Genomic DNA, 24,740 nt, shown 5'->3' with positions numbered 1-24,740 from the left:
AGGGTCTCATCCGCTTAAAGACAGAAAAGGAGCTGATTCTATCAGCTCCTTTTCTTATAGAAAGCAGGAAATTCTCTTTTCCTGGAGAATGTATTTAGTATTAAAGGCAGGCTCTCTTACAAATATGGTTGCTTTTTATCCATTTCGCTGCAGGCGGCTGCTTTTGCAGACAAGCGCTGAGCGGCTTCTCCCATCCCTTTATGAAATAATAATAGAGCCTAAAGGTAAAAAAGTTGCTGTCCGGCTTTTCTTTCACTATGATAACAATATTGAAAGGTGCTGTCCGGGCTATATCGGAAGCACCTGCGGATTGAATGAAAGCGGCTATTCCGTGCGCTGCAGGCAAGACTGCAGTGAAAGAAGCAGCCGTTTGAACAGCCCGTATAATCGCAAACTGTTTTGTAGAAAGGATTCGGAGAAAATGTCATACGCACAGCAGATGCTTGAAAGTTTAGAAAAAGGGGAAGATCAAAAAGCGTTTTCCTTATTTAAGAAAGTTCAGTCGTTTTCTTCAGATGAAGAGAAATTTTCGCTGGCTGAACAATTGTATGGCTTAGGTTTTCTGGAAGAAGCGCAGAAGTTGTATCAAGGGCTTCTTGAAGCTTTTCCGGAGGAGGGAGAGCTGCGTGTCCTTCTTGCTGAAGTGCTCGTTGATATGGATAAAGAAGAGGAGGCTATGCTTCTTCTGGAACAGCTGAACCAGGCAGATGAAAACTATCCAAGGGCGCTCCTGCTGCTGGCGGATTTATATCAAATGCAGGGGCTATATGAAGTAAGCGAGCAAAAGCTGCAAGCGGCAAAGGAGCTGCTTCCTGATGAGCCGGTCATTCAATTTGCCCTTGCTGAATTTTACTCGGAACAGGGCCGGTTTTTGGAGGCTGTCCGCCTCTATAAGGAGTTGCTTGCCGGCGGCCAGGAAGAGATAGCCGGCATCTCCATTCACCAGCGTTTAGCTGAAGCATTAAGCGCAGGAGGGGCATTTGAAGAAAGCCTGGAGTTTTATGAAAAGGCGCTTGAAGGCCAATTGGAGATCAATACGTTGTTTGGTTATGCTTTTACTGCTTTTCAAGCCGGCTTTTATCAAACAGCTATTGCCAAGTTTGAGGAATTAAAAGCGCTTGATCCGGACTATCATTCTATCTATCTCTATTTAGCAAAAGCTTATGAGCAGGAGGAGGAGCTAGAGAAAAGCATTGAAGCTGCGAAAGAAGGGCTTCGCCATGATGAATTTCATAAGGAGCTGCACTTCATTGCCGGCAAGCTGAGCTTAAAGCTGGGCAGAGAAGAAGAAGCAGAGCAATTTTTGCGCTCGGCCTTGGCATTAGATCCTGAGTTCTCAGAGGCTGCTCTTACTTTGAATAAGCTATTCTTTCATCAGGAGCGTTACGAGGATGTCTTGGAAATTACCGAACTGCTGAAACGCGAAGGAGAGTCGGATCCGCAGTTTCTATGGGATGAGGCAAAAGCTCTTAATGAATTAGAAAACTATAGTCAGGCATTAACTGCTTATGAGGAAGCATATAATTTCTTTAAGGATCATGTGCACTTTTTGGAAGAATACGGTTATTTCCTGATGGAAGAAGGCAAGCGGCAAGAAGCGCGCCGAATCTTCCGCAAGCTGCTGCAAACTGATCCGGCGAATGAAGAATGGCTGCTGCTCATTGAGCGGCTTTCGGATTAATCCAACGACTATCTTCACAGAGGAGGGATTTACAAAATGGCTGCCCCTGTATCTGTTCATGAGAAAAAAGATTTTATCCGCTGGTTTTTAAATCACTATCAATTAAAGAGAAGAGAATCTGTCTGGATTTTAAATTATTTGATGAGCCACGATCAGCTTATGGAAAGAGTGCATTTTGTGGAGGACGCCCAATATTGCCCGAGAGGAATGATTATGTCTACTCATTGTGTGGATAGCGCGCCGTTTCGCTTTTTCAAAGAAAACATTATGACAACGGATGCAGAAAAGTCCTTTCATGATATCCGCCTGAATAAAGAAGAAGATATTTATATTGAATTAAAGTTCAAATCGGCGAATGTCTCCCATCAGTATGCAGCGGTAATGGAGGAAAACCCGTTTATGCCGAGGAATTTGCGGATTACGGAAAAGGATAAAGTGCTTGCCGAGAATTTCCTCAAGGAAGGCATTTACCGTTTTCAGAAAGAGCGGCTGCTTGAAGAGATCGATCAAGCGCTGGATTGCGGGGATAAGGCGGCGTTTTTGAAGTTGACTGATCAATTGAATGCCTTAAAATAGTCTTTTGCCAAGGGCAAAAGACTTTATTTTTGCGTATGAAGCGGGCAAGAACGTTATACTGGATCATACCTTGTTCATCAACAAAGGTGATTCTTGTAAAAGCATTGTGCTACTATAAGACAGAGGTGAATGAAATGAATTGGAATGGCAAAGACACAGAAAGCTTTCAACAGCAAAAAGAGTATGTCGATACGGCTCTTGTGCCGCTCGTCCCGATTTCTTTTGAAAGCGACATGAAAGAAACTGCTTCGCAGCATGAATTTGTTCAGCTATTGACGATGCTGCTTGAGAAGCAATTCAAGGGCAGAATCCTGCTGATTCCTCCGTTTACGTACATCAAGCAGCAGGAGGAGGAAGAGAAGCTTGCTGCCTTAAAACGCTGGTCAGATGAAATCGACAACGCAGGGTTTAAGCACAAGCTATTTTTTACTTCTGATAGCAACTGGAAGCTTGCTGAAGACAAAATTGACGGCTCACTCATCTGGGTGCCGGCTGTTCCGCTGGAGCATATGGAGGATTCGTACAAGTATTCATTGATTGAAGATCAGGCCAAGCAATTTGTCAATATTATCGTCCATAAATGGCAGCAGGATTTGTCATAATTCAGAAATTCGTCACACACTTTGACAGATTTTCGAACGCTGTGATATTGACCTGCTATCGAGTTTGGATTATCATAGTGATGTCCTAGTTTATGTTTGTGCGCTTATATTCATGTCCAGTGCGGACACAGCTTACAATAGAGGGGGGAAAAGAATGAGTAAACAACCTGTATCAAGACGTCAATTTCTTAACTATACACTGACAGGCGTTGGCGGCTTTATGGCAGCTGGCATGTTGATGCCAATGGTTCGTTTCGCAATTGATCCGGTTTTGGCGCATGGTGGAAAAGGCGAATACCACACTACGAAGCAAAAAGTGGATGAATTGTCTACGAAACCGACTCGTGTGGACTTCTCTTACGAACAAAAAGATGCATGGTACACATCCGAGGTTACACAAACGGCTTGGGTTTACAAAAACGAGAAAGGCGAAATCATCGCTCTTTCACCTGTATGTAAACATTTAGGTTGTACGGTTGACTGGGAAGGAAGCGGTCACAAAAGTCAATTTTATTGTCCTTGCCATGGTGGATTATATGAAAAGAGCGGAAAAAACGTTCCAGGTACACCACCGACAAGACCGCTTGATAGGTACCAAACAAAAGTAAAAGACGGTTTCTTGCAGCTTGGCAAGCCAGAGCCACAAGATATTGCGTAAAGGAGGCGTAATTCATGCTAAACAAAATTTATGACTGGGTTGATGAGCGTTTAGATATTACGCCTTTGTGGCGGGATATTGCTGATCATGAAGTGCCTGAACACGTAAACCCTGCTCATCACTTTTCAGCTTTCGTTTACTGTTTTGGCGGATTAACATTTTTCGTAACGGTGATCCAGATTTTATCAGGAATGTTCTTAACTATGTATTACGTGCCTGATATTAAAAATGCTTGGGAATCCGTTTACTATCTGCAAAATGAAGTAGCATTTGGAATGATCGTGCGCGGTATGCACCACTGGGGTGCAAGTTTAGTTATCGTTATGATATTCTTACATACATTGCGTGTGTTCTTCCAAGGAGCTTACAAAAAACCTCGTGAACTGAACTGGGTAGTCGGCGTATTGATCTTCTTCGTTATGCTCGGCCTTGGTTTCACTGGCTATCTATTGCCATGGGACATGAAAGCGCTGTTCGCAACAAAAGTAGGTATCGAAATCGCTGCCTCTACTCCATTAATTGGGGAACAGGTAAAGATTTTGTTGGCGGGTCACCCAGATATCGTCGGTGCCCAAACGCTGACTCGTTTCTTTGCGATTCACGTGTTCTTCCTGCCGGCAGCATTGCTTGGCTTAATGGGAGCTCACTTCATTATGATTCGCAGACAAGGTATTTCTGGACCATTGTAAAATAAAAATTTTATTGAATGTGTAACGATCTTTTTAAAGGAGGGGAACGCCATGCATCGTGGAAAAGGGATGAAATTCGTTGGTGATTCGCGTGTCCCGGCAGTGCGCAAACCGAATATTCCGAAAGACTATTCGGAATATCCGGGAAAAACCGAAGCCTTTTGGCCGAACTTTTTATTAAAAGAGTGGATGGTTGGTGCCGTTTTCTTAATTGGTTATTTATGTTTGACAGTCGCGCATCCATCTCCGCTTGAGCGTGTCGCGGATCCAACGGATACAGGTTATATTCCGCTTCCAGACTGGTACTTTTTGTTTCTTTACCAGTTATTGAAATATACTTATGCTTCTGGTCCTTATAACGTTATTGGAGCTTTCGTTATTCCGGGACTTGCTTTCGGAGGGCTTTTACTTGCTCCGTTCATTGACCGCGGACCAGAGCGCAGACCGATGAAACGTCCATTTGCGACTGGATTCATGATGCTTGCTTTAGTATCCGTTATTTTCTTAACTTGGGAATCTGTTGTTCACCATGATTGGGAAGCTGCTGAAGCCCAAGGTAAGATTGTGGAAGAAGCAGAATTTGACAAGAACGATGAAGGCTATAAAGTCTTTTCTGACCAGAAAAACGGCTGTATCAGCTGTCACGGGGAGAACTTGACTGGCGGTGCTGCTGCACCATCGCTTGTCGGCACAGGATTAAAGCCGGACGAAATCAAAAAGATTGCCAAAGAAGGGCGAGGCGCTATGCCTGCTGGATTGTTTAAAGGCACAGATGAAGAACTCGACAAAATGGCAGAATTTATTTCTAACCTAAAATAATGAACGCGAAAGATGCCCTATGTTGAATAGGGCATCTTTTTTTCTATATAATGACAGTGAATCGTTCGAATGGAACGTATGGATGAAGCAAAGAAGATAGGATGGTGCCGCCTTGCAATATGTATACTGGTTTTTAGCGAACAGAAAATTTTTGCTCCTGCTTTTTGTTATTAACTTAGTCGGTACGATTTACGGTTATATCTGGTATGCGCCGCAGCTGGTCCGCACCGATTGGTTTTTTTGGCCCTTTGTTCCTGATAGCCCGACGGCCAGCTTATTTTTCACGATTGTTTTGCTTGGGTTTTTGTGGAGAAAGTCGTGGGGGCTTATGGAAGCGTTAGCGATTGTCACTTTATTTAAATACGGAATATGGGCAGTTGTTATGAATGGGCTCGTATGGAAGGTGACAGGCTCTTTGCCGTGGGAAGGGTATATGCTGATGGCCTCACATTTAGGCATGGCTGTGCAGGGGCTGCTTTATTCCCCGTTTTACCGGATAAAGCCGTGGCATTTAGCAGTTGCTGCTCTTTGGGCTTTACACAATGAAATCATTGATTATGTATTTATGCAGTATCCCGTCTATTCACAGTTGAATTTATACATTAAAGAAATTGGTTATTTTACTTTTTGGTTAAGTGTTCTTTCCATTTTCCTTGCTTGGTATTTAACCGTCAGGGAAAAGCGTGTCAAGTGGACGCTCTACTAGGGGGACGAAAGAAAAAAGACGCTGTAGCGGCTTCCCGGTCTTTGCGGAGAAGTTTCTCTTCTCGTTTTGTTCGCTCATGCATATATTAACAGCAGGAGCGGAGGAGGGAGAGAAATGAAAAAAATAAAGTGTTTGTTTCTTATTTGTTTCTTGTTTATCATTCCCATTCATACTCAGGCTAAGGATGCCGATGCCCGCCTTCTTAGATTCGATCAAATAGCCGGCCAGGCTCTAGAGTTGACAAAAGCCGGTCATTATGAAAATGCCCAAGCCCAGCTGAAAGCTGTCCAGCTTGAACTTGTACAACCCCAAGTTAAGGATAGTGAGCTTTCTGTGGAAGATTGGACGATTTTATCAACGGCTCTTGCTGAAGCGCTGCAAGTAATAGACTCTCCTGATGGAAAAGAAAGAGAAATTTTAGAAGCTGTCACAACGTTTCGGCTCGTAGCGGATGCAATTGTTTCCCGTTATCAGCCCTTGTGGATCGAAATGGAACAGCCGGTTATGTCTTCTCTGCAATCTTTAAAAAATTCTTCAGTTACTGCCGATTCCTCGGCGTTTCATGAATCATTGAACCGGTTTTTAGCTAATTATTATATAATTCAGCCAAGCCTGCAGGTAGATGTTTCTGCAAATAAGGTCCGGCTGCTCGATGAACAAGTTCGCTACATGGAGCGCAACGGGGAGAAGCTATTGGGAGAAGCGACTGCTGAAGCTGAGATTCAGGAGCTTGAAAAGACTATGGAGAGGGTATTTGCCGAGATGAAGAAAGAGGATGCAGCCCAGCCTTCTCTTGGATGGGTCATCAGCATTACCGGCGGCATTATTATCATGACGCTGTCTTACGTCGGATGGAGGAAATATAAGGGAGAGAAGAAGGATGGAAGCGCAGAGCAGAATAATTGATACAAAAACGGGAAGAGGATAAAATAAAAGAGAAGTGAATAACTATAGGGGGTAACACTAAACGATGAGTTTTCTTCTTTACTTTCTTCTTCTTATCCTCGTTCCACTCTGGGCACAAATGAAAGTAAAAAGCACATACAGTAAATATTCACGCGTTCCTGTTTCTACCGGCATTACCGGGGCGCAATCTGCCCGGCGAATTTTGGATGAAAACGGTCTCCCGCATGTAAAAGTGGTAGAGACACGAGGTTTTTTAAGCGATCATTACAATCCTATGACGAAAACGGTTCATCTTTCTCCAAATAACTACCATGGTCATTCGATTGCGGCAGCTGCTGTCGCAGCCCACGAAGTCGGCCACGCGATTCAAGATAAAGAAGGGTATGCTTTTCTGCGTTTCCGGCATGCGCTTGTGCCGGTAGCTAATATCGGATCCAACTTGTCATGGATTTTCATTATGATTGGGCTATTTACATCGATGACGGGCGCCTTTATGATCGGGATTATTTTAATGGCGGCAGCTGTTTTGTTTCAGCTAGTTACGCTGCCTGTTGAATTTAATGCCTCCTCCCGTGCGATGGACCAAGTCGTTTCATCGGGAATTATCCGTAATACAGAGGAGCGGGAGGCGCGTAAAGTGTTGAATGCAGCAGCGATGACGTATGTTGCGGCAGCGGCAGTAGCCGTGCTTGAGCTCGCCCGTCTAATCTTTATCTTTACAGGCATGCAGCGCAGCGAGGAGTAAGGTGAAGCGTCGGCTTTGCTTTAGCGACCGTTCTTTCTGATGCAGCCGTGAAAGAAGAAAAGCAGGAAGACCCCAGGCCTTCCTGCTTTTTTATATTTCAATGGGCTGTTTGTTCTCATCAAGAGTAAAGCCTTCGCCGAGCACATCATGAACAACCGTTACGGAAACGAAAGCATGCGGATCAACCGAGTTGATAATGTTCTTAAGGCGGACAATTTCATTTTTGCCAACAACGCAGTAGAGAACTTCACGTTCCTGCTGCGTAAATGCGCCGTGGCCTCTTAAAACGGTAACACCTCGTTCCATTTGCTTTGTAATTTTCTCGGCAATTTCATCATGCCGGCTGGAAATAATCATTGCTCCTCTGGCTGCATAAGCCCCTTCCTGCATAAAGTCAATGACACGGGCACCGACGAACACAGCAACAAGGGTATACATGGCCTGCCGATAATCAAGGTATGTCAATGAAGCGGTAATCACGACAGCATCAAATAAAAACATTGTTTTCCCCATGCTGACGCTTCGATACTTATGAACGAGGCGGGCAATAATATCCACTCCCCCGGTCGTTCCGCCGTAACGGAAAATAATGCCAAGTCCGACTCCGATAAAGACACCGGCAAATAAAGCAGCGAGAAATAAATCGTCATGCAGCGGAATAGGCAGCTGATACCGCTGGAAAACCCATAAAAAAACAGAAACGCTTACCGTACCGATTACTGTATAAAAGAAAGGCGTCCGTCCCAGCAGCCTCCAGCCAATGAGAAAAATAGGAATGTTAAGAACTAAGTTGGAGTAGGACGGATCAATGTTGTATAAATTGTACAGTAAAAGTGTGACACCGGTAAAACCGCCTTCTGCCAGCTTATTTTCCATATTAAAATGAACAAGGCCAAAACTGTAAATGGCGCTGCCAAGCAGAATGAAGAAAATGTTTTTAAATTTCATGCCAAACATCATAGGGGAACCACCTTTATATTCAAAATTAAGACAACTGCCGGTAACTGACATTATATATTAACAATACGGCATCCTACAATAAGGAATAGAGAGGGCAGAAGGATAAATTCATTGTCAACTACTTAAGAATTAGCTAACATAAAATTATTAAAGGAAGAAAGCAGGGAAGACATGGATAAGACAATCAAAGAAATGCAAAAAGAAGTCGATGAGTACATTAGCCAATTTAAAGAAGGCTATTTCAGCCCGCTTGCCATGATGGCCCGTTTGACAGAAGAGCTGGGGGAGCTGGCGCGTGAAGTGAACCATCATTATGGGGAGAAACCGAAGAAAGCAACCGAAGAGGCAAAAACAATTGCAGAGGAGCTTGGTGACTTGCAATTTGTCATCGTCTGTTTAGCCAATTCATTAAATATTGATTTAGAGGCAGCTCATAAGCAAGTGATGGAGAAGTTTAATACAAGAGATAAAGATCGCTGGACGAGAAAAGAGGGGGAATAAATGATGGAATCAATTAAAGTTATTATCGCTGGGCCGCGCGGCAGAATGGGAAAAGAAGCGGTTTATATGGTGGAGAAAGCTGAAAATTTGCAGCTGACGGCTGTTTTGGATCGCAAGCATAACCGCCAGTCCTTAAGTGATCTTGAAGGGTTTGCTGGGATAGATGCCCCTGTGTTCACAGATATTCACGAATGTTTTAGCGAGGTAGAAGCCGATGTGCTGATTGACTTAACAACGCCAGAAACGGGATATATACATACAAAAACTGCATTGGAACATAATATTCGGCCGGTTGTCGGCACAACAGGGTTTACAGAAGAGCAATTGACGGAACTCAAAAAGCTTTCTGAGGAAAAAGGCCTTGGCTGCATTATTGCCCCTAACTTTGCCATTGGGGCAGTATTGATGATGAAGTTTTCGCAAATGGCTGCTAAGTATTTTCAAAATGTGGAGATTATTGAGCTGCACCATGACCGGAAGCTGGATGCTCCATCCGGAACCGCTATTAAAACCGCTCAAATGATTGCTGCAGTGAGGGAGAAGAAGCAGCAAGGCCATCCGGAAGAAAAAGAAACAATGACGGGTGCGCGTGGAGCAGATATGGAAGGCATGCATCTTCACAGCGTCCGTTTGCCGGGACTCGTTGCCCATCAGCAGGTGTTGTTTGGAGCAGATGGCGAAACGCTCACAATCCGCCATGATTCTTATAATCGCGCTTCTTTTATGTCAGGCGTAAAAATGTGCGTAGAAACAGCCATGAAAGTGGAAACGCTGATTTACGGAATGGAAAATATTTTAGACTGAGGAGACGCTTATGAAAATAGCTTTAATTGCCCATGATGAGAAAAAAGATGATTTAATCCAATTTTTTCTGGAGCATGCAGATGTCCTTTCAGAGCATGAGCTCTTCGCCACTGGCACGACCGGGCGGCGGCTGATGAAGGCCTCAGGGCTATCGATTCACTGTTTTCAATCGGGCCCGCTTGGCGGAGACCAGGAAATCGGAGCAAGCATTGCCAGAGGAGAAATGGACTTAGTCTTCTTTTTCAGAGATCCGCTGACGGCCCAGCCACATGAGCCGGATGTTTCGGCACTTGTACGGCTTTGTGATGTATACACAGTGCCGCTCGCTACCAATATTGGCACTGGAACGATTTTAGCAGAAGGACTGAAGCGGGGCGATTTTGATCAACTACAAGGAAAGAGGCCTACTTATGGAAACAGTTAAAGCAGACATTCTTGCTTTCGGCGCCCATGCCGATGATATTGAGATCGGCATGGGCGGAACAGCTGCCAAGTATGCTGCTGCCGGAAAAAAAGTCATTTTCTGCGATTTGACAAAAGCGGAACTGTCATCGAACGGTACAGTTGCTTCCCGGTTGGCAGAAGCGAAAGAAGCAGCCTCTCTTCTCGGTGTTTATGAGAGAGTGGGTCTGGATTTGCCTGACAGGGGCCTTTTTTTAACGGAGGAGGCCATTCGGGTGGTAGCTGAGATGATTCGCCGTTACCGTCCGACAGTTATTTTTGCCCCTTATGAAAAAGACCGCCATCCTGATCATGGCGCCTGCTCCCGCATCGTCCAGGAAGCTTTTTTTTCTGCCGGGATCAGAAAATATCAAACGCCCGGCAATGAAGGCGCTCATAAAGCGAGCCGATTGTATTTTTATATGATTAATGGCTTTCACCATCCTGATTTTTGTATAGATATCAGCAACTTCATGGATAGGAAAAAACAAAGCCTGCGTGCGTACGAAAGTCAATTCGAAATCGGAGCGCACTCTGTTGCGACACCTTTAACGAATGGTTATATCGAAGCGGTGGAAGCAAGGGACCGCCTGATGGGCAAAGAAGTAGGGCGGACATTTGCAGAAGGTTTTCTGACAAACGTCCCGCTAGTATTAGAACAAGATTTGATTGGGGATTTAGAATGAAATTAAAAATAGGAATTACGTGTTACCCCACTGTTGGCGGTTCCGGAGTAGTGGCATCAGAGCTGGGAAAGCTGCTCGCAGAAAAAGGGCATGAAATTCATTTTATTACAACTGGCCGTCCGTTTAGATTAAACCGGATGTATCCTAATATTTATTTTCATCAAGTAGACGTGAATCAGTACTCTGTTTTTCAATATCCGCCATATGAGATCGCGTTAGCTAATAAAATTGCCGAAATTATCAACAGGGAAGAGCTTGATATTTTACATGTGCACTATGCGATTCCGCATGCCGTTTGCGCCATTCTTGGCCGGCAAATCGCACGTTCCAGCATTAAAATTGTGACTACACTTCATGGCACGGACATTACTGTGCTTGGCCATGATCCTTCTCTGTCGGCAGCTATCCGCTTTGGCATTGAAGAATCAGATGCTGTAACAGCCGTTTCCCATGCGCTGATCTCTCAGACGATGGATGTCATTTATCCAAAGAAAAAGATCCAGCCGATTTACAACTTTATCGATGAACGGGTTTATCGGAAAAGGCCGGCCAATGACCGGCTGCGTCAAGAACTGGGAATTGCCGATGAAGATAAAGTGATCATGCATGTGTCGAACTTCCGAAGCGTCAAGCGGGTCCCTGATGTAGTCCGTGTCTTTAAACGGGTGAGGGAGAAGATGCCGGCAAAGCTGCTTCTAGTTGGCGATGGGCCGGAAATGACAATCGTCTGCAAGCTTGTTTCCGAGCTGCAGCTTGAGGGAAGCGTCCTGTTTCTTGGCAAGCAAGATAATTTAGAAGAGCTGTACGCACTCAGTGACCTTTTGCTGCTGCTCTCTGAAAAGGAAAGCTTTGGTCTTGTGCTGTTAGAGGCGATGGCTTGCGGTGTGCCTTGCATCGGTACAAACGTCGGCGGTATCCCAGAGGTTATTGAACATGGAAGAAACGGTTTTATCTCTGAGTTAGGAGATATCGAGTCGATGACAGCACAAGCCCTGCAGCTGCTGACGGATGAAGAGTTTTATCAAAAGGCCAGTGAACAGGCGCTAAAAACAGTGCAAACGCGCTTTGATTCACAAAAAATTGTTCATGAATATGAAACGCTGTATTTTAACCTGCTTCTCGAACAGGCAGGTGCCGGTCATGAATAACCAATCGATGTTTGAACAGGCCGCCCCGCTGCTTGCTGAGTTGGAGAAGGCGGGGTTTGCTGCTTATTATGTCGGAGGAGCTGTCAGGGATTATTTATTGGACCGTCCAATTGGAGATGTTGATATTGCCACGGCCGCTTTGCCGGAAGAGGTGAAGCAGATCTTTCCGAAAACAGTTGATGTGGGAATTGAACATGGAACTGTGCTTGTAATTTGGAAGGGGGAAGGTTATGAAATCACCACCTTTCGAACAGAGTCGGAGTATAAGGACTTTCGTCGTCCTGACAAAGTGTCGTTCGTCCGAACACTGGAGGAGGACTTACAGCGAAGAGATTTTACGATGAACGCAATGGCCATGGACCGGTTTGGAACGATTATAGACCCTTTTAACGGCAGGGAAGCTTTAAAGTTAAGGTATATTCAAACGGTCGGCGATGCCAATGAGCGGTTTTCAGAAGATGCCCTCCGCATGATGAGGGCGGCCCGGTTTGCTAGCCAGCTCGGGTTTCAGCTGCACGAGCAAACGAAAGAGGCGCTTAGCCGCTGTGCCCCGCTATTGAAGCATATTGCTGTTGAACGGAAATTAATGGAGATGAATAAACTGTTCGCCGGAAGAAAAGCGGCAGAGGGCCTCCGGGTCATGCTTGAAGGCGGCTTGCTTGCTTATTTGCCGGGTCTTTGCGGCCAGGAAAAACTGGTTGAGCAAATGCTTACTTATGATCTTAGCCGATTAACCGCCAGCCAAAAGTGGCTTTTGCTGCTTGTTCTTCTTACACCGGACAAGCCGCTGGATTGGCTGAAGGCCTGGCGGATGCCTGCTAAAAAAATAAAGCATATAGCTGGAACCTACGAATGGTCGCTGAAACAGCGCCTTTGCGACTGGTCCGACTTAGCCTTATATGAGGCAGGGGTGGAACGGGCAGTGGATGCAGAAGCGGTAAATGCCCTTTTATGCGGCCGTTCTGCCAGTCTGGAAGAGCTTAGAGAGCGTCATAACGCCCTTCCGATCAGAGACAGGAAGGAGCTTGCGGTCACCGGTCAAGAGTTAAAAGCATGGAAAAATGAAACAGGCGGTCCGTGGATGAAAAGCTATTTGGAGAGAATTGAACGGGCGGTTGTCGAAAAAACTGTAGAAAATGACCCAGAAAAAATAAAGGAGTGGCTAGAAGCGTGCAATCTTCTGTAAAACAGCAGTTATTAGAAGCATTCTCAAAGGCCGATGGAGAGTTTGTATCCGGCCAGGCGCTTGCGGAAATTCTTGGCTGTTCGCGGACAGCCATCTGGAAGCACATTGAATCGCTGCGTCAGGAAGGCTTTGAGCTAGAAGCAGTGAGAAAAAAAGGGTATCGCATTTTAACCAAGCCGGATAAAGTGACAGAAAATGAAATTTTAATCGGCTTGCAAACGGAGTGGCTTGGCAAAGAAATCCTAGCGCTGGATTCTACTCCTTCTACTCAAAAGGAAGCCCATCGTTTGGCGCAGGAGCCCTTTAAGGAAGGAACCATCGTCATTGCAGAAGAACAAACAGCCGGACGGGGCCGGATGACAAGAGCCTGGCATTCTCCAAAATACACGGGCATTTGGATGAGTGTTCTTTTGCGGCCATCCCTGCCTCCTTACAAGGCCCCGCAATTTACCTTGATCACCGCTGTGGCGATTGTCGAAGCTATCATGGAAGTGACTGGATTGCAGCCGGAAATTAAATGGCCTAATGACATTTTGTTAAACGGAAAGAAGATTACCGGCATCTTAACGGAGCTGCAGGCGGATGCAGACCAGATCCATTCTATCATTATCGGTATCGGCATTAATGTGAACCAAAAAGAATTTCCTGATGAACTCAAAGAAATTGCCACATCTCTTGCTATTGAAAAAGGAGAAGCTGTGTCACGCTCCCAATTAGTTCAGGAGATTTTAAAAAACCTTGAGGGATACTATGAAGAATATATGAAGGAAGGGTTTGCTAACATTAAAAAACGCTGGGAGAAATATGCGCTTTCCATCGGCAAAAAGATCACGGCCCGGACGGTGACCGGCACGCTGCATGGCAAAGCACTTGGCATTACGGAAGAAGGTGTATTAAAGCTGCTTGATGAGGAAGGAACCATCCACGATATTTACTCAGCGGATATTGAAATTGATAAAAAAGAAGAATAATATTTCTATAAAAGCTGTCCGGCCGGGAGGTTAAGCCTCTATCTGCCGGACAGCTTTTGTTGCTTTGCTGGTCGTTCTTTAACGGGGGTTACTTGCTGGCGGCATCGTTCGGTAATATAAGCAGCCGGTCATCTTCTTCAGAAGGCGTGCCCCGGCCATCCGTATTATTAGTTGCCACGTACACGTATTTCCCGTTAACGTATACGTCTCTAAGGCGGCCTGCGTTTTCGAGCGGGACGGAGAGTTCTTTCTGCTGAAGATCGAGGGAGAGCAGTTTTTCTCCTCTAAGGGTAGCAATAAAGAGCCGGCCGCTGCTGTAAGCAATCCCAGAGGGCGCCCAGGTTTCTTCTCCAGAGTGGATAAGCGGGGCCTCCATTCCTGCCTTGTGCTCTTCTCCTTCGATAAGCGGCCACCCGTAATTTTTTCCGGCTTCAATTCGATTTATTTCATCATGCGCACTTTGCCCGTGTTCAGCCGCATACATCGTTCCATTTGTATCCCAAGCCATGCCTTGCGGGTTGCGATGGCCATAAGAAAAAACGTATGAGCCATTGAAGGGATTGTCCTCAGGAACAGAGCCATCGACAGTCAACCGCAAAATTTTTCCGGACAGCTGCTGCTTATCTTGGGCGGATTCTTTAACGCCGGCATCTCCTGCTGCGGCATACAGCTTGCCGTCAGGACCGATAGCGAGGCGTCCGCCATTATGGATAGAACCGCCGGGAATATCGGCCAGCAACTCCTTAGTTTCCCGCCAAATGTCCTGTTGCTTTTTAATTTGGACGATCCGATTCATGATTTTTCCTTTTTTTAAATAGGTATGATAGGCGTAAGCAAGCTTGCTTTTGGAAAAAGCATCGTCCAGCACAAAACCCAATAGACCGCCTTCTCCTTCATGAAGGACAGGCTCGTTTAATTGAAGTTCCATTCTTTTTTTCTTTCCATCCCCGTCAATTTGAATAATAGTGCCTTTACGCTCGGTGATAAAAAAGCTTTCATCCTGCTTGGCAATGGTCCAGGGCACCTCTAAGTTGTCTGCTGCGACTTTTGTTTGGATAGATGAACTGGCTGGAGCCGTTTCTGAAGAATCCGTTTGATCAGGCGCAGAGCATCCGGAAAACAGCAGAACAGCAGCCAAAAGTCCCCTCTTCATTTTCATATCCCCCCATGTCTCTTTTGCTCCCCATATTATCATGAGCCGATAAATTTACAATAGTCAAAAAAAAAAGATGTTGTTATAATGAAGGCGGGCAGTATCTGAAGAAAGAACTGCACTTGTCTGACGTTTAGCCGCTGGCACAATGAAATAAGCGAAAGTTCTGCCTTGATCCAAATTGGACAGGGACAGAGGGTCGAAACAACGAATCTGATTATTCGGGTCCTTCTGTCTGAAGGACCCTTTTTATTTACTCATTGTTTCGTCTCCTCTGATGAAAAAAGGAGGAAGCGTGTATGAAGCAAACGAGTGACTTTATCAAGATGAAAAAGAACGGGGAAAAGATTGCGATGATTACTGCGTATGATTATCCCTCTGCCAAGCTGTCTGAAGAAGGCGGAGCGGATATCCTTTTAGTCGGTGATTCGCTCGGGATGGTCGTGCTTGGTTATGAATCGACCGTTCCAGTTACGCTCGATGATATGATTCATCATACGAAGGCGGTCAAAAGAGGAGCGAAAGAGACTTTTGTTGTCACTGACCTGCCTTTTATGTCTTATCATATCAGCCGGGAGGAGACTATGCGGGCAGCGAGAGCGTTGATGCAGGAAGCGGGTGCCCATGCCGTCAAAATAGAAGGCGGCGAAGAGGCGGAAGAAGCGGTCCGCGACCTGACGCGCGCCGGTGTGCCAACAGTGGCTCACCTAGGTTTGACACCGCAATCTGTAGGTGTTCTCGGCGGATATAAAGTGCAGGGCAAGACAGCAGAAGCGGCCAGAAAGCTGCTCGAGGATGCGAAGAAGCTGGAGCAGGCAGGTGCTTTTATGGCGGTGCTGGAATGTGTTCCTCGCCAGATTGCTGCTGAGGTCGCAGGTGCTCTTACTATTCCTGTTATTGGCATAGGGGCAGGCAAGGAAACAGATGGACAGGTGCTTGTCTACCATGATTTGATTCAATATGGTGTGAGCCGGACGCCGAAATTTGTGAAATCGTATAGCAATGTGAACGATCAGATTGCTCCAGCCATTTCCACCTTTGTGACAGAAGTGAAAAGCGGAGCGTTTCCCGGACAGGAGCATACATTTACAATGAAAGAAGAAGAATTGGAAGCTTTGTACGGAGGAGCGCGCTCATGAAAGTAGTAAAAACCATTCAAGAGTTAAAGGAATTTGTTCAGGCAGCAAAGAAAGCAGGACACCGGATCGGTCTCGTGCCAACAATGGGCTTTCTTCATGAGGGGCACCTTGCTTTGGCCCAAAAAGCGCGGGAGGAAAATGAAGCGGTCATTATGAGTATTTTTGTCAATCCGCTGCAATTCGGGCCAGATGAAGACTTTGAGCGTTATCCGCGGAACCTGGAGCGAGATGAGCAATTGGCTGCAGGGGCGGGGGTTGATTGTTTGTTTACTCCTGATGTGGAGGAAATGTATCCGGAGCCATCCATCATCACAATGACCGTAACTTCAAGAACGGACAAGCTTTGCGGAGTCAAACGCCCTGGCCATTTTGACGGGGTTGTAACTGTCGTGACAAAGCTCTTTCACTTAGCTGAGCCCCATACAGCTTATTTCGGGTTAAAAGATGCCCAGCAGTTTGCCGTTATTGACGGTTTGGTAAAGTCGTTGGATTTTCCCGTAAAGCTTGTCGGGGTAGACACAGTTCGTGAAGAAGACGGGCTTGCGAAGAGTTCCAGAAATGTCTACTTAACGGAAGAAGAACGCACGAAAGCTCCGCATTTGCAGCAGGCCCTCAAGCTTGGTGTCCAAGCAGCTGAGCGGGGAGAAGAAAACGTACAAGCGATTGTTGACTTGACCATTTCCCATTTAACAGCTTATGCCGGCGCAGCGATTGACTACGTCGAATTGCTTTCCTATCCCGGCTTAGTGCCGCTGAAGAAAGCAGAAGGAAAAATGATTTTGGCTGCGGCTGTGAAGTATTCAAAAGCCCGTTTAATTGATAACATTATTTTTACTGCTGGAGAGGAAGGCTGAGTATGTTTCGTACAATGATGAATGGAAAAATCCATCGCGCGACGGTGACGGAAGCAAATTTAAACTATGTTGGCAGCATTACGATCGATCAAAATTTACTGGATGCTGCCGGGATGATGGCAAATGAGAAAGTGCAAATCGTTAATAACAATAATGGGGCCCGTTTGGAAACTTATATTATCCCAGGCGAGCGCAACAGCGGCGTCATTTGTTTAAACGGGGCGGCAGCAAGACTTGTGCAGCCCGGCGATAAGGTGATTATTATCTCGTATGTAATGGTTGCTGAAGAGAAAGCAAAGGATCATCAGCCAAAAGTAGTGGTTGCTGGGGAAAATAATGAAATTGAACAGCTTCTTCACGAGGAAATCGCTGGTACCATCCTATAATGCCGATGCAAATGTAACAGCGTGTATATGTAAGCAGGATCAGCCGAGAGCCCGTTCTCTTTCACAGGAGAGAGGTTCTCGGCTTTTATGCTCGGCTGAAAAAGCTTGCCGTTACAGAAAAAAGAAAGCGTGATTTGTAAGCAGGCTTTTGTCTCTTCTGGCTCTCAGGCGAATCCATATGTTAAACTGGAAAGAGAAAGTTTAACAGAAAAAGGTGCGTAACCGACTATGAAGGATTTAAAATTTGTCGTAACCGACTTTGAAACGACCGGCCATGCGTCGAAAGGAAATGACCGCATTATCCAGGCCTCCTTTGTCGTAATTGAAAATAAACAAATTACCGGACAATACACTTCTTTTTTTAATCCGGAAGTGCCAATTCCCGCTTTCATCGAAGAGCTGACAGGCATTTCAGATGAACGAGTGAAAGACGCCCCGCTCTTTTATGAAGCGGCTAAAGAGATTCTGCCGCTGTTAGATAGGGCTGTTTTCGTCGCTCATAATGTTGCCTTTGATCTTCAATTCCTGCAATCCGAACTTGAAAGAGCCGGATACCGGACGTTTTCCGGTGCTGCTATTGATACGGTCGAGCTGGCGAGAATTGTTTGGCCGACATCGGACAGCTTTAAGCTGGGAGAATTAACAGGCAATCTGGGGCTGCAGCATGACCGTCCCCATCAGGCGGATAGCGATGCCTATGTAACAGCGGAAATGCTGTTGTTAATGATAGAGAAGCTTGAGGGCCTTCCGATGGTGACGCTTGAGCAGATGGCGCGTCTGGCTGTAAGGCTGAAGAGCGACATTTATTTACTGATTAAAGCGATTATTCAGGAGAAGCAATCCAATATTGAACAGCTTCCTGAACAGGTGGAAGTATATCGGGGTCTCGCTATGCGCAAAAAGAACATTGTGAATAGGATGATCGAAAAAACTCCGCCGGTTTATCCGGAAACAGATGAGGAGAAAGCGGCACTGATCGCGGCGATTCCTCATTTTGAGCTTCGTCAAAGCCAGGCAGACATGATGGATTTGATACATAACTCCATGCAAACGTCTAAGCATTTAGCGGTCGAAGCAGGAACCGGCACAGGAAAATCTCTCGGTTATCTCCTGCCGGCTGTCTATCAAAGCAAACAGGAGAAGGAGCCCGTGATCGTCAGCACTTATACGGTGATTTTGCAACAGCAGCTGCTGCAAAAGGAAATTCGCCAGCTGCAGCAAATCTGTCCGTTTCCGGTCACAGCCGCTGTATTGAAAGGCAGGAACCATTATATCGATCTCTACAAATTTTCGCAAAGCCTCAAAGCAACGAGTGATAATTATGATTTCACTCTCGCCAAGATGCAAATTTTGACGTGGCTGCTTGAAACGGAAACAGGAGATGTCGATGAAATTAACCTTTCCTCAGGCGGCGAATTATTCTGGAATGACATTCGCCAGGATAATGATTATATGAATAAAGGGCGGAAAGCCTGGCTTGATAAAGATTTTTATTTGCATGCTAAAAAACAAGCGAAAGAAGCCGATATCGTTATCACTAACCATTCTCTGCTTGTAGCAGATTTACTTGCTAAAAGCTCGTTTTTCCCCGCTTGCCGCCATATTATTGTGGATGAAGCTCATCATTTTGAACGGGCAGCAAGAGACCGTCTCGGTTTGTTCATTGACCAAATGACTTGTAAACAGCTCTTTGGGAAGATGGGGACCTATGAGCAAAAAGAATTATTTTACCATATGGAGAAGCTAGTCTCCAAATACGGGAAGAAAGACAAAGAAGATGGCCGCCTGGCTGTTAACCGTAAGCTGCAAGAGTTGCAATTTGAAAGTGACGAATGGTTTAAAGTCTTGCAAGTTTATTTTGAGAAGCATACGAAAAAGCGGACAGGAAACTGGCACCGGCGCCAATTGCGGCTGACGGATGAAGCAAGAAGCTTGCCTTATTGGGAGCATATCGAGTACGGGGCTGAGCGCATTGATGCTTTGATTGGAGAACTTATTCACTGGATGAAGCAGCGGCTGGATCAACTGTCTGAATTCCGGGAACAAATGACCGCTTCAGAACAAGTTAAGATGGATAGCTTTAAAGATGTAATCTCGGAATGGGAAGAATTGCAGCACACCCTTTTACGGCTGATTTTTCGGCCTGAAGAAGAGGAAGTCATTTGGATGGAAGGGGATAGCCGCTCGTTTGCCAATACATTTGTGATCAAGTCCCATCCAATGGAGGCAGCAAAAATGATTCAAGAGGCGCTCCTTCGGCAAAAGCATGTGGTGTTCACGTCGGCAACGCTGGCGGTTAACGGCTCTTTTCACTTCTTTACTGAAGAAACAGGTCTATCCTCCTTTGAGCATGAAGAGGCCATTTTGCCATCTCCGTTTGACTTTAAGCAAAATTGCCGAATGATCATTCCTAATGATGTGCCGGAAGTGAAAAGCGTCCATCAGGAAGAGTACATTGAATCGCTGGCTAACCACTTGACAGCAGTCGCTGAAGCAGCCAAAGGAAGAATGCTCGTGCTTTTCACTTCGTTTGATATGATGAAAAGAACGTATGATTTAATGAAAGACAGCGGTCTTCTCGATGACTATATTTTGCTGGCCCAGGGAATTACAACGGGCAGCCGTTCCCGTCTTACCCGCAATTTTCAGCGTTTCGACAAAGCCATTTTGTTTGGCACAAACAGCTTTTGGGAAGGAATTGATATTCCAGGAGAGGACTTATCTTGCCTCGTTATTGTGCGCCTGCCGTTTTCGCCGCCAGATGAGCCATTCGCACAAGCGAAAAGCGAACAGCTGGCGCGTGCAGGAAAAAACGCTTTTTCCTCTTATTCCCTGCCTCAGGCTGTTTTGCGCTTCCGGCAAGGATTCGGCCGGTTAATTCGAAGCAGCACAGACCGTGGAATTATTATTGTGTTTGACCGGCGCATACAAACCAATCAGTATGGAAAAACGTTTTTGCGGTCGATTCCGGCGATTTCTATAGAAGAAGCTTCACTTGGCGAGGTTGTGTCTGTGATTGAAAAATGGCTGTGATTTCCGGCAGATGCTTGTGTTTATTTTAGAAGCGAATGACGCACTCTAACGGTATTGAAAGGAGCTGCCGTTATGAGAATCGTCTTGGCAATCAGTATATGTTGGTTCTTTGTTTTTCCGATGTGTGCGGCGGCCTCCGTGATCCATTTGAATTTAGAAGAAGAGGAGTTTGCCCTCTCTTTTTTACCGCTATCGGATGGAGAAGCCGCCTTTTTTCATACAGCGGACGGGCGTCATTTTTTAATTAACACTGGTCATCCAGACAGTGAAGCCGAAATTCTTCAATATATGGACCGCTTCCGGATCAGCAAGCTCGATGGATTGATCCTCACGGAAAAGAAATATTGGAGAGCGTCTTTTATTAAAGAGTTGATGACAAAGCGAAAATTAAAAAAAGTGTTTACCAGCTGGCCTTTGCCGGCTAGATGGCGTCATAGCCGTTTGGCGCACGAGCAATGGAAGGAAGGGGAAATTCAAGAGATCGGCCGGGATGTAAGAATTCGAGTTCTCCATAATGGAAGGGGAAAGAACGAAGGACTCGATTTTTCTATTAAATACTATGATTCCCGTTTCTTATGGATGTCTTCCGCTTCCAAGCCGGCTGAAAAGGCGCTGCTGTCTCATTCCCTGAAAGACAGCAACATTATAAAGGTGCCGAATTTCGGAGAGGCTCGAAGCCTTTCCCGTGAGTTGCTTATGCACATTGATCCGCAAACCGCTATCCTATTCAAGCAAAAAGCCGGGCATCCTGATGAAAAATTAATGGAAACACTTCATCAAATGTGGATTGACGTTTACTATACAGACCAGCATGGATTACTTATAATTAAATTTACAAAAGCGGGATATGAGCTTTTTACCTTCCCTGATTTAAAATAAGCGAGATTCGCACTTTTCACAAAATTTATTAATAACCTGCTCTAATTTCCTGCTATAATAGAAAAGAATGGGGGCATTCGCATGGAAAGTAAAATTGAGGTTTTATCCTCTGTTACGGTCAAGAACCAGCCGGATTTATATAAGATTGTTGATACATTAAACCGCACGCTCAAACGGAACGATTTAATGTTTGGCCTGGCGCTTGATAAGACAGATAAGGATAAAGCTGTTTTTACTATTTACCGTACATAATTAAATAAAAATAGAAAGATAGTGGAGGTATTTTTGTGAACGTACAATTAGCTCAACGAGTGAAAGCATTAACTCCTTCTACAACGCTGGCCATTACAGCGAAAGCAAAAGAAATGAAAGCGCAAGGGATCGATGTGATCGGTCTTGGAGCAGGAGAGCCGGACTTTAACACACCAGATCATATCATTGAAGCGGCTTATGAATCATTAAAGAAGGGTCAGACAAAATATACACCGTCCGGCGGCCTGCCTGAATTAAAAGATGCAATTATCGGCAAATTCGAGAAAGATCAAGGGATTTCCTATAAACGCAGCGAGATTATCGTTACGACAGGAGCTAAGCATGCTCTGTATACATTATTTCAAGTAATTTTGGATGAGGGAGATGAAGTGATCATCCCGACTCCGTATTGGGTCAGTTATCCGGAGCAAGTAAAGCTGGCGGATGGAACTCCTGTTTATATCGAAGGAAAAGAAGAGAACAATTTTAAAATTACGCCGGAACAGCTTCACGCTGCCATTACGCCAAAAACAAAAGCGGTAATCATCAATTCTCCAAGCAATCCAACGGGTATGCTTTATTCAAAAGGAGAGCTTGAAGCACTAGGAGAAGTAGCTTTAAAGCATAATATTTGGATCATTTCCGATGAAATTTATGAAAAACTCATTTACGGTACAAATAAGCATGTGTCCATTGCGGAACTTTCTCCGGCTTTAAAAGAGCAGACAATTATTATTAATGGTGTGTCAAAATCCCACTCCATGACTGGCTGGCGCATTGGGTACGCGGCAGGCAACGAACAAGTCATTAAAGCAATGACAGACTTGGCAAGCCATTCAACGTCCAATCCAACAGCCGTGTCACAATATGGCTCAATCGCTGCATACGAAGGGACGCAGGAGCCTGTCGAGGAAATGAGAAAAGCATTTGAAGAGCGCTTGAATATCGTTCATAGTAAATTAAACGAAATTCCAGGCGTTAGTTGCTTGAAGCCGCAAGGAGCTTTTTATTTATTCCCGAACGTGAAAAAAGCCGCTTTGCTCACTGGCTTCAACGATGTTGACGGTTTTGTAAAAGCTCTGTTGGAAGAAGCAAAAGTGGCGGTTATTCCTGGAAGCGGCTTTGGTGCGCCGGATAATATCCGTCTTTCCTATGCTACATCGCTTGAACTGCTTGAAGCTGCGGTTGCCCGCATTGCTGACTTTGTGAACAGTCATGCCACTGCAAAGAAGCAATAAACGCAACCAGCCTGCATAAAACATTATAGATTTCCAGGTGTTTACTAAATAAAAGGGGTTCGGAAGGAATTTATTTCGAACTCCTTTTTGATGTTGATTGAAAATCAAGAACGCAGAGGGAAGTGGAAAGCTGTCCAAGCTTATAATGCAGATCGCTTCTATGGCTGTTTTCACTGATAGGAGACAGGCATTTCTTGCACATCTTGAAGAAAGACAGGTATAATATGAAGCGAATGGATCAGAATCGCGGAATATGTTGGAGGGAAATATTATATGAAAATAACAATTGCGGAAGTGGGCCAGTTCGTTGGTCAAGAAGTAACAATTGGTGCCTGGCTCGCCAATAAACGTTCCAGCGGAAAAATTGCTTTCTTGCAGCTTCGTGATGGAACAGGCTTTATTCAAGGCGTTGTTGTCAAAAGCGAGGTAGGAGAAGAGCTATTTAAAGCTGCAAAAGCACTGACACAGGAGTCATCCCTGTACGTAACAGGAATGGTTCAAGAGGACACCCGCTCCCCGTTTGGCTTTGAGCTGACAGTAACCGGTCTCGAAGTGATTGCTGAAGCGGTTGATTATCCGATCACACCGAAAGAGCATGGAACAGAGTTTTTAATGGATCACCGCCATCTGTGGCTCCGTTCCCGTCGCCAGCATGCGGTCATGAAAATTCGTAATGAAATTATCCGGGCAACCTACGAGTTCTTTAATGATCACGGATTTGTTAAAGTGGATCCGCCGATTTTAACAGGCAGTGCGCCGGAAGGGACATCAGAATTATTTCATACCCGCTATTTTGAAGAGGATGCCTATCTTTCACAAAGCGGCCAGCTGTATATGGAAGCAGCAGCCATGGCCCTGGGAAAAGTTTTTTCTTTTGGTCCTACATTCCGTGCGGAAAAATCAAAAACACGCCGCCACCTTATTGAGTTTTGGATGATTGAGCCGGAAATGGCTTTTTATGAGTTTGAAGACAATTTAAAAGTGCAAGAGGACTATGTGGCTCATATCGTGCAATCTGTCCTTAAAAATTGCCGCTTAGAACTGGAACGGCTTGGACGGGATACAGCAAAACTTGAACAAGTGAAAGCTCCTTTTCCACGCATTACATATGATAAAGCGATTGAGTTTTTGCATGAAAAGGGCTTCACTGATATCAAATGGGGAGATGATTTCGGGGCTCCGCATGAAACAGCCATCGCAGAAAGCTTTGACAAGCCGGTATTTATTACCCATTATCCTACCTCACTTAAACCGTTTTATATGCAGCCGGATAAAGAGCGCGAGGAAGTGGTCTTATGCGCTGACTTAATTGCTCCTGAAGGATATGGAGAAATTATTGGCGGTTCGGAGCGTATTCATGATTTGCAGTTATTAAGCGAGAGAATCAAGGAGCATCAGCTTGATCCGGAGGCCTACAAGTGGTATTTGGAACTGAGAAAATACGGTTCTGTTCCGCATTCAGGCTTTGGTCTTGGCCTTGAGCGGACGGTTGCATGGATCAGCGGAGTGGAGCATGTTCGTGAAACAATTCCTTTCCCTCGTTTGTTGAACCGTCTCTATCCATAATAAAGAAGAAGCCGTCCTGCCGTCAGGGAATGAATCTGTTTGGCCGCCGCTGCAAGCGTGTAGGTCAAATAGATTCCACAAGCAGGACGGTTTTTTTCTTCTTTTTCATTGTTGTAAAAAAGACAAATCACAATTTCGCGTTTGTCAATTCTCATTTTTAT

General features: G+C 45.2%; 27 protein-coding genes. 24 read left to right on the top strand and 3 right to left on the bottom strand.

Annotation, left to right across the window (positions count from 1 at the left end):
- The first annotated feature begins 88 nt into the window (after nucleotides 1-88).
- From B1A98_RS04105 to B1A98_RS04065, 9 genes are all read left to right on the top strand, one after another.
- The gene (locus tag B1A98_RS04105) at nucleotides 89-1,681 is read left to right on the top strand and encodes a tetratricopeptide repeat protein (protein WP_305954906.1); all 1,593 of its coding nucleotides are present in this window, start codon (nucleotides 89-91) and stop codon (nucleotides 1,679-1,681) included.
- 36 nt (nucleotides 1,682-1,717) lie between these two features.
- Nucleotides 1,718-2,257: a ReoY family proteolytic degradation factor gene (locus B1A98_RS04100; RefSeq protein ID WP_041096942.1), complete on the top strand. Its 540-nt coding sequence runs from the start codon at nucleotides 1,718-1,720 to the stop codon at nucleotides 2,255-2,257.
- 134 nt (nucleotides 2,258-2,391) lie between these two features.
- The gene (locus B1A98_RS04095) at nucleotides 2,392-2,859 is read left to right on the top strand and encodes a YpiF family protein (RefSeq protein ID WP_041096939.1); all 468 of its coding nucleotides are present in this window, start codon (nucleotides 2,392-2,394) and stop codon (nucleotides 2,857-2,859) included.
- Nucleotides 2,860-3,013: 154 nt separating this feature from the next.
- Nucleotides 3,014-3,517, top strand: a complete 504-nt coding sequence (locus B1A98_RS04090; RefSeq protein ID WP_063385659.1) for a Rieske (2Fe-2S) protein — start codon at nucleotides 3,014-3,016, stop codon at nucleotides 3,515-3,517.
- A gap of 14 nt (nucleotides 3,518-3,531) precedes the next feature.
- A complete protein-coding gene (gene qcrB / locus B1A98_RS04085; protein WP_041096935.1) occupies nucleotides 3,532-4,206 on the top strand; it encodes a menaquinol-cytochrome c reductase cytochrome b subunit in 675 nt (224 codons plus the stop codon).
- 51 nt (nucleotides 4,207-4,257) lie between these two features.
- Nucleotides 4,258-5,025, top strand: a complete 768-nt coding sequence (locus B1A98_RS04080) for a menaquinol-cytochrome c reductase cytochrome b/c subunit (protein ID WP_063385660.1) — start codon at nucleotides 4,258-4,260, stop codon at nucleotides 5,023-5,025.
- 112 nt (nucleotides 5,026-5,137) lie between these two features.
- Entirely contained in the window at nucleotides 5,138-5,731 is a 594-nt protein-coding gene (gene lhaT, locus B1A98_RS04075) for a lipoprotein heptaprenylglyceryl N-acetyltransferase LhaT (protein ID WP_063385661.1), read from the top strand.
- Nucleotides 5,732-5,845: 114 nt separating this feature from the next.
- Entirely contained in the window at nucleotides 5,846-6,637 is a 792-nt protein-coding gene (locus B1A98_RS04070; RefSeq protein WP_063385662.1) for a sporulation protein YpjB, read from the top strand.
- Nucleotides 6,638-6,701: 64 nt separating this feature from the next.
- A complete protein-coding gene (locus B1A98_RS04065) occupies nucleotides 6,702-7,382 on the top strand; it encodes a zinc metallopeptidase (RefSeq protein WP_041096929.1) in 681 nt (226 codons plus the stop codon).
- A 90-nt stretch (nucleotides 7,383-7,472) separates the two neighbouring features.
- On the opposite strand, the gene B1A98_RS04060 is transcribed toward B1A98_RS04065, so the two are convergent.
- Nucleotides 7,473-8,342, bottom strand: a complete 870-nt coding sequence (locus tag B1A98_RS04060) for a YitT family protein (RefSeq protein ID WP_041096927.1) — start codon at nucleotides 8,340-8,342, stop codon at nucleotides 7,473-7,475.
- Between the two features lie 171 nt (nucleotides 8,343-8,513).
- On the opposite strand from B1A98_RS04060, the gene B1A98_RS04055 reads away from it, so the two are divergent.
- The 7 genes from B1A98_RS04055 to B1A98_RS04025 are packed head-to-tail and all read left to right on the top strand — an operon-like array spanning nucleotide 8,514 to nucleotide 14,079.
- Nucleotides 8,514-8,843: a nucleotide pyrophosphohydrolase gene (locus tag B1A98_RS04055; RefSeq protein WP_041096925.1), complete on the top strand. Its 330-nt coding sequence runs from the start codon at nucleotides 8,514-8,516 to the stop codon at nucleotides 8,841-8,843.
- 3 nt (nucleotides 8,844-8,846) lie between these two features.
- Nucleotides 8,847-9,647 carry a 4-hydroxy-tetrahydrodipicolinate reductase gene (gene dapB / locus B1A98_RS04050; RefSeq protein ID WP_063385861.1) on the top strand — a complete coding sequence of 267 codons (801 nt, stop codon included), beginning with the start codon at nucleotides 8,847-8,849 and terminating at the stop codon, nucleotides 9,645-9,647.
- A 10-nt stretch (nucleotides 9,648-9,657) separates the two neighbouring features.
- Nucleotides 9,658-10,071: a methylglyoxal synthase gene (locus tag B1A98_RS04045; protein WP_063385663.1), complete on the top strand. Its 414-nt coding sequence runs from the start codon at nucleotides 9,658-9,660 to the stop codon at nucleotides 10,069-10,071.
- Nucleotides 10,058-10,774: a bacillithiol biosynthesis deacetylase BshB1 gene (gene bshB1 / locus B1A98_RS04040; protein WP_063385664.1), complete on the top strand. Its 717-nt coding sequence runs from the start codon at nucleotides 10,058-10,060 to the stop codon at nucleotides 10,772-10,774. The genes B1A98_RS04045 and bshB1 overlap by 14 nt, the downstream gene beginning before the upstream one ends.
- The gene (gene bshA / locus B1A98_RS04035) at nucleotides 10,771-11,922 is read left to right on the top strand and encodes an N-acetyl-alpha-D-glucosaminyl L-malate synthase BshA (protein WP_063385665.1); all 1,152 of its coding nucleotides are present in this window, start codon (nucleotides 10,771-10,773) and stop codon (nucleotides 11,920-11,922) included. The genes bshB1 and bshA overlap by 4 nt, the downstream gene beginning before the upstream one ends.
- On the top strand, nucleotides 11,915-13,108 hold the full coding sequence (locus B1A98_RS04030; RefSeq protein ID WP_063385666.1) for a CCA tRNA nucleotidyltransferase: 1,194 nt from the start codon (nucleotides 11,915-11,917) through the stop codon (nucleotides 13,106-13,108). The genes bshA and B1A98_RS04030 overlap by 8 nt, the downstream gene beginning before the upstream one ends.
- Nucleotides 13,093-14,079 (top strand): biotin--[acetyl-CoA-carboxylase] ligase, encoded by a 987-nt coding sequence (locus tag B1A98_RS04025; protein ID WP_063385667.1) that lies wholly within the window; start codon nucleotides 13,093-13,095, stop codon nucleotides 14,077-14,079. The genes B1A98_RS04030 and B1A98_RS04025 overlap by 16 nt, the downstream gene beginning before the upstream one ends.
- An 88-nt stretch (nucleotides 14,080-14,167) precedes the next feature.
- Here the strand turns inward: B1A98_RS04025 and B1A98_RS04020 are convergent, their stop codons facing one another.
- Nucleotides 14,168-15,232: a PQQ-dependent sugar dehydrogenase gene (locus tag B1A98_RS04020; protein ID WP_063385668.1), complete on the bottom strand. Its 1,065-nt coding sequence runs from the start codon at nucleotides 15,230-15,232 to the stop codon at nucleotides 14,168-14,170.
- A gap of 299 nt (nucleotides 15,233-15,531) precedes the next feature.
- Here B1A98_RS04020 and panB point away from each other — a divergent pair, with 299 nt between their 5' ends.
- The 8 genes from panB to asnS all read left to right on the top strand — a co-directional run bounded on the left by panB (nucleotide 15,532) and on the right by asnS (nucleotide 24,579).
- On the top strand, nucleotides 15,532-16,371 hold the full coding sequence (panB, locus tag B1A98_RS04015) for a 3-methyl-2-oxobutanoate hydroxymethyltransferase (RefSeq protein WP_063385669.1): 840 nt from the start codon (nucleotides 15,532-15,534) through the stop codon (nucleotides 16,369-16,371).
- Entirely contained in the window at nucleotides 16,368-17,225 is an 858-nt protein-coding gene (gene panC, locus B1A98_RS04010) for a pantoate--beta-alanine ligase (protein WP_063385670.1), read from the top strand. The genes panB and panC overlap by 4 nt, the downstream gene beginning before the upstream one ends.
- Before the next feature lie 2 nt (nucleotides 17,226-17,227).
- Entirely contained in the window at nucleotides 17,228-17,611 is a 384-nt protein-coding gene (gene panD / locus B1A98_RS04005; RefSeq protein ID WP_063385671.1) for an aspartate 1-decarboxylase, read from the top strand.
- 228 nt (nucleotides 17,612-17,839) lie between these two features.
- Nucleotides 17,840-20,644 (top strand): ATP-dependent DNA helicase DinG, encoded by a 2,805-nt coding sequence (dinG, locus tag B1A98_RS04000; RefSeq protein ID WP_063385672.1) that lies wholly within the window; start codon nucleotides 17,840-17,842, stop codon nucleotides 20,642-20,644.
- Nucleotides 20,645-20,716: 72 nt separating this feature from the next.
- Nucleotides 20,717-21,523, top strand: a complete 807-nt coding sequence (locus B1A98_RS03995; protein WP_063385673.1) for a ComEC/Rec2 family competence protein — start codon at nucleotides 20,717-20,719, stop codon at nucleotides 21,521-21,523.
- Between the two features lie 81 nt (nucleotides 21,524-21,604).
- Complete coding sequence (locus tag B1A98_RS03990; RefSeq protein ID WP_065849527.1) at nucleotides 21,605-21,775, top strand: YpmA family protein; 171 nt, start codon at nucleotides 21,605-21,607, stop codon at nucleotides 21,773-21,775.
- 35 nt (nucleotides 21,776-21,810) lie between these two features.
- Nucleotides 21,811-23,013 (top strand): pyridoxal phosphate-dependent aminotransferase, encoded by a 1,203-nt coding sequence (locus tag B1A98_RS03985; RefSeq protein WP_063385674.1) that lies wholly within the window; start codon nucleotides 21,811-21,813, stop codon nucleotides 23,011-23,013.
- A gap of 273 nt (nucleotides 23,014-23,286) precedes the next feature.
- Nucleotides 23,287-24,579: an asparagine--tRNA ligase gene (asnS, locus tag B1A98_RS03980; RefSeq protein ID WP_041096899.1), complete on the top strand. Its 1,293-nt coding sequence runs from the start codon at nucleotides 23,287-23,289 to the stop codon at nucleotides 24,577-24,579.
- On the opposite strand, the gene B1A98_RS20355 is transcribed toward asnS, so the two are convergent.
- Nucleotides 24,570-24,734 carry a hypothetical protein gene (locus B1A98_RS20355; protein WP_158286014.1) on the bottom strand — a complete coding sequence of 55 codons (165 nt, stop codon included), beginning with the start codon at nucleotides 24,732-24,734 and terminating at the stop codon, nucleotides 24,570-24,572. The two genes, asnS and B1A98_RS20355, sit on opposite strands and share 10 nt — an antisense overlap.
- Nucleotides 24,735-24,740 lie beyond the last annotated feature (6 nt).

The sequence above is a fragment of the Pseudobacillus badius genome, assembly GCF_002189605.1.
Classification (GTDB): Bacteria; Bacillota; Bacilli; order Bacillales; family Domibacillaceae; genus Pseudobacillus; species Pseudobacillus badius.
The sequence above is the reverse complement of the archived record's forward strand: the minus strand, read 5'-3'. Positions and strand labels throughout refer to the sequence as shown.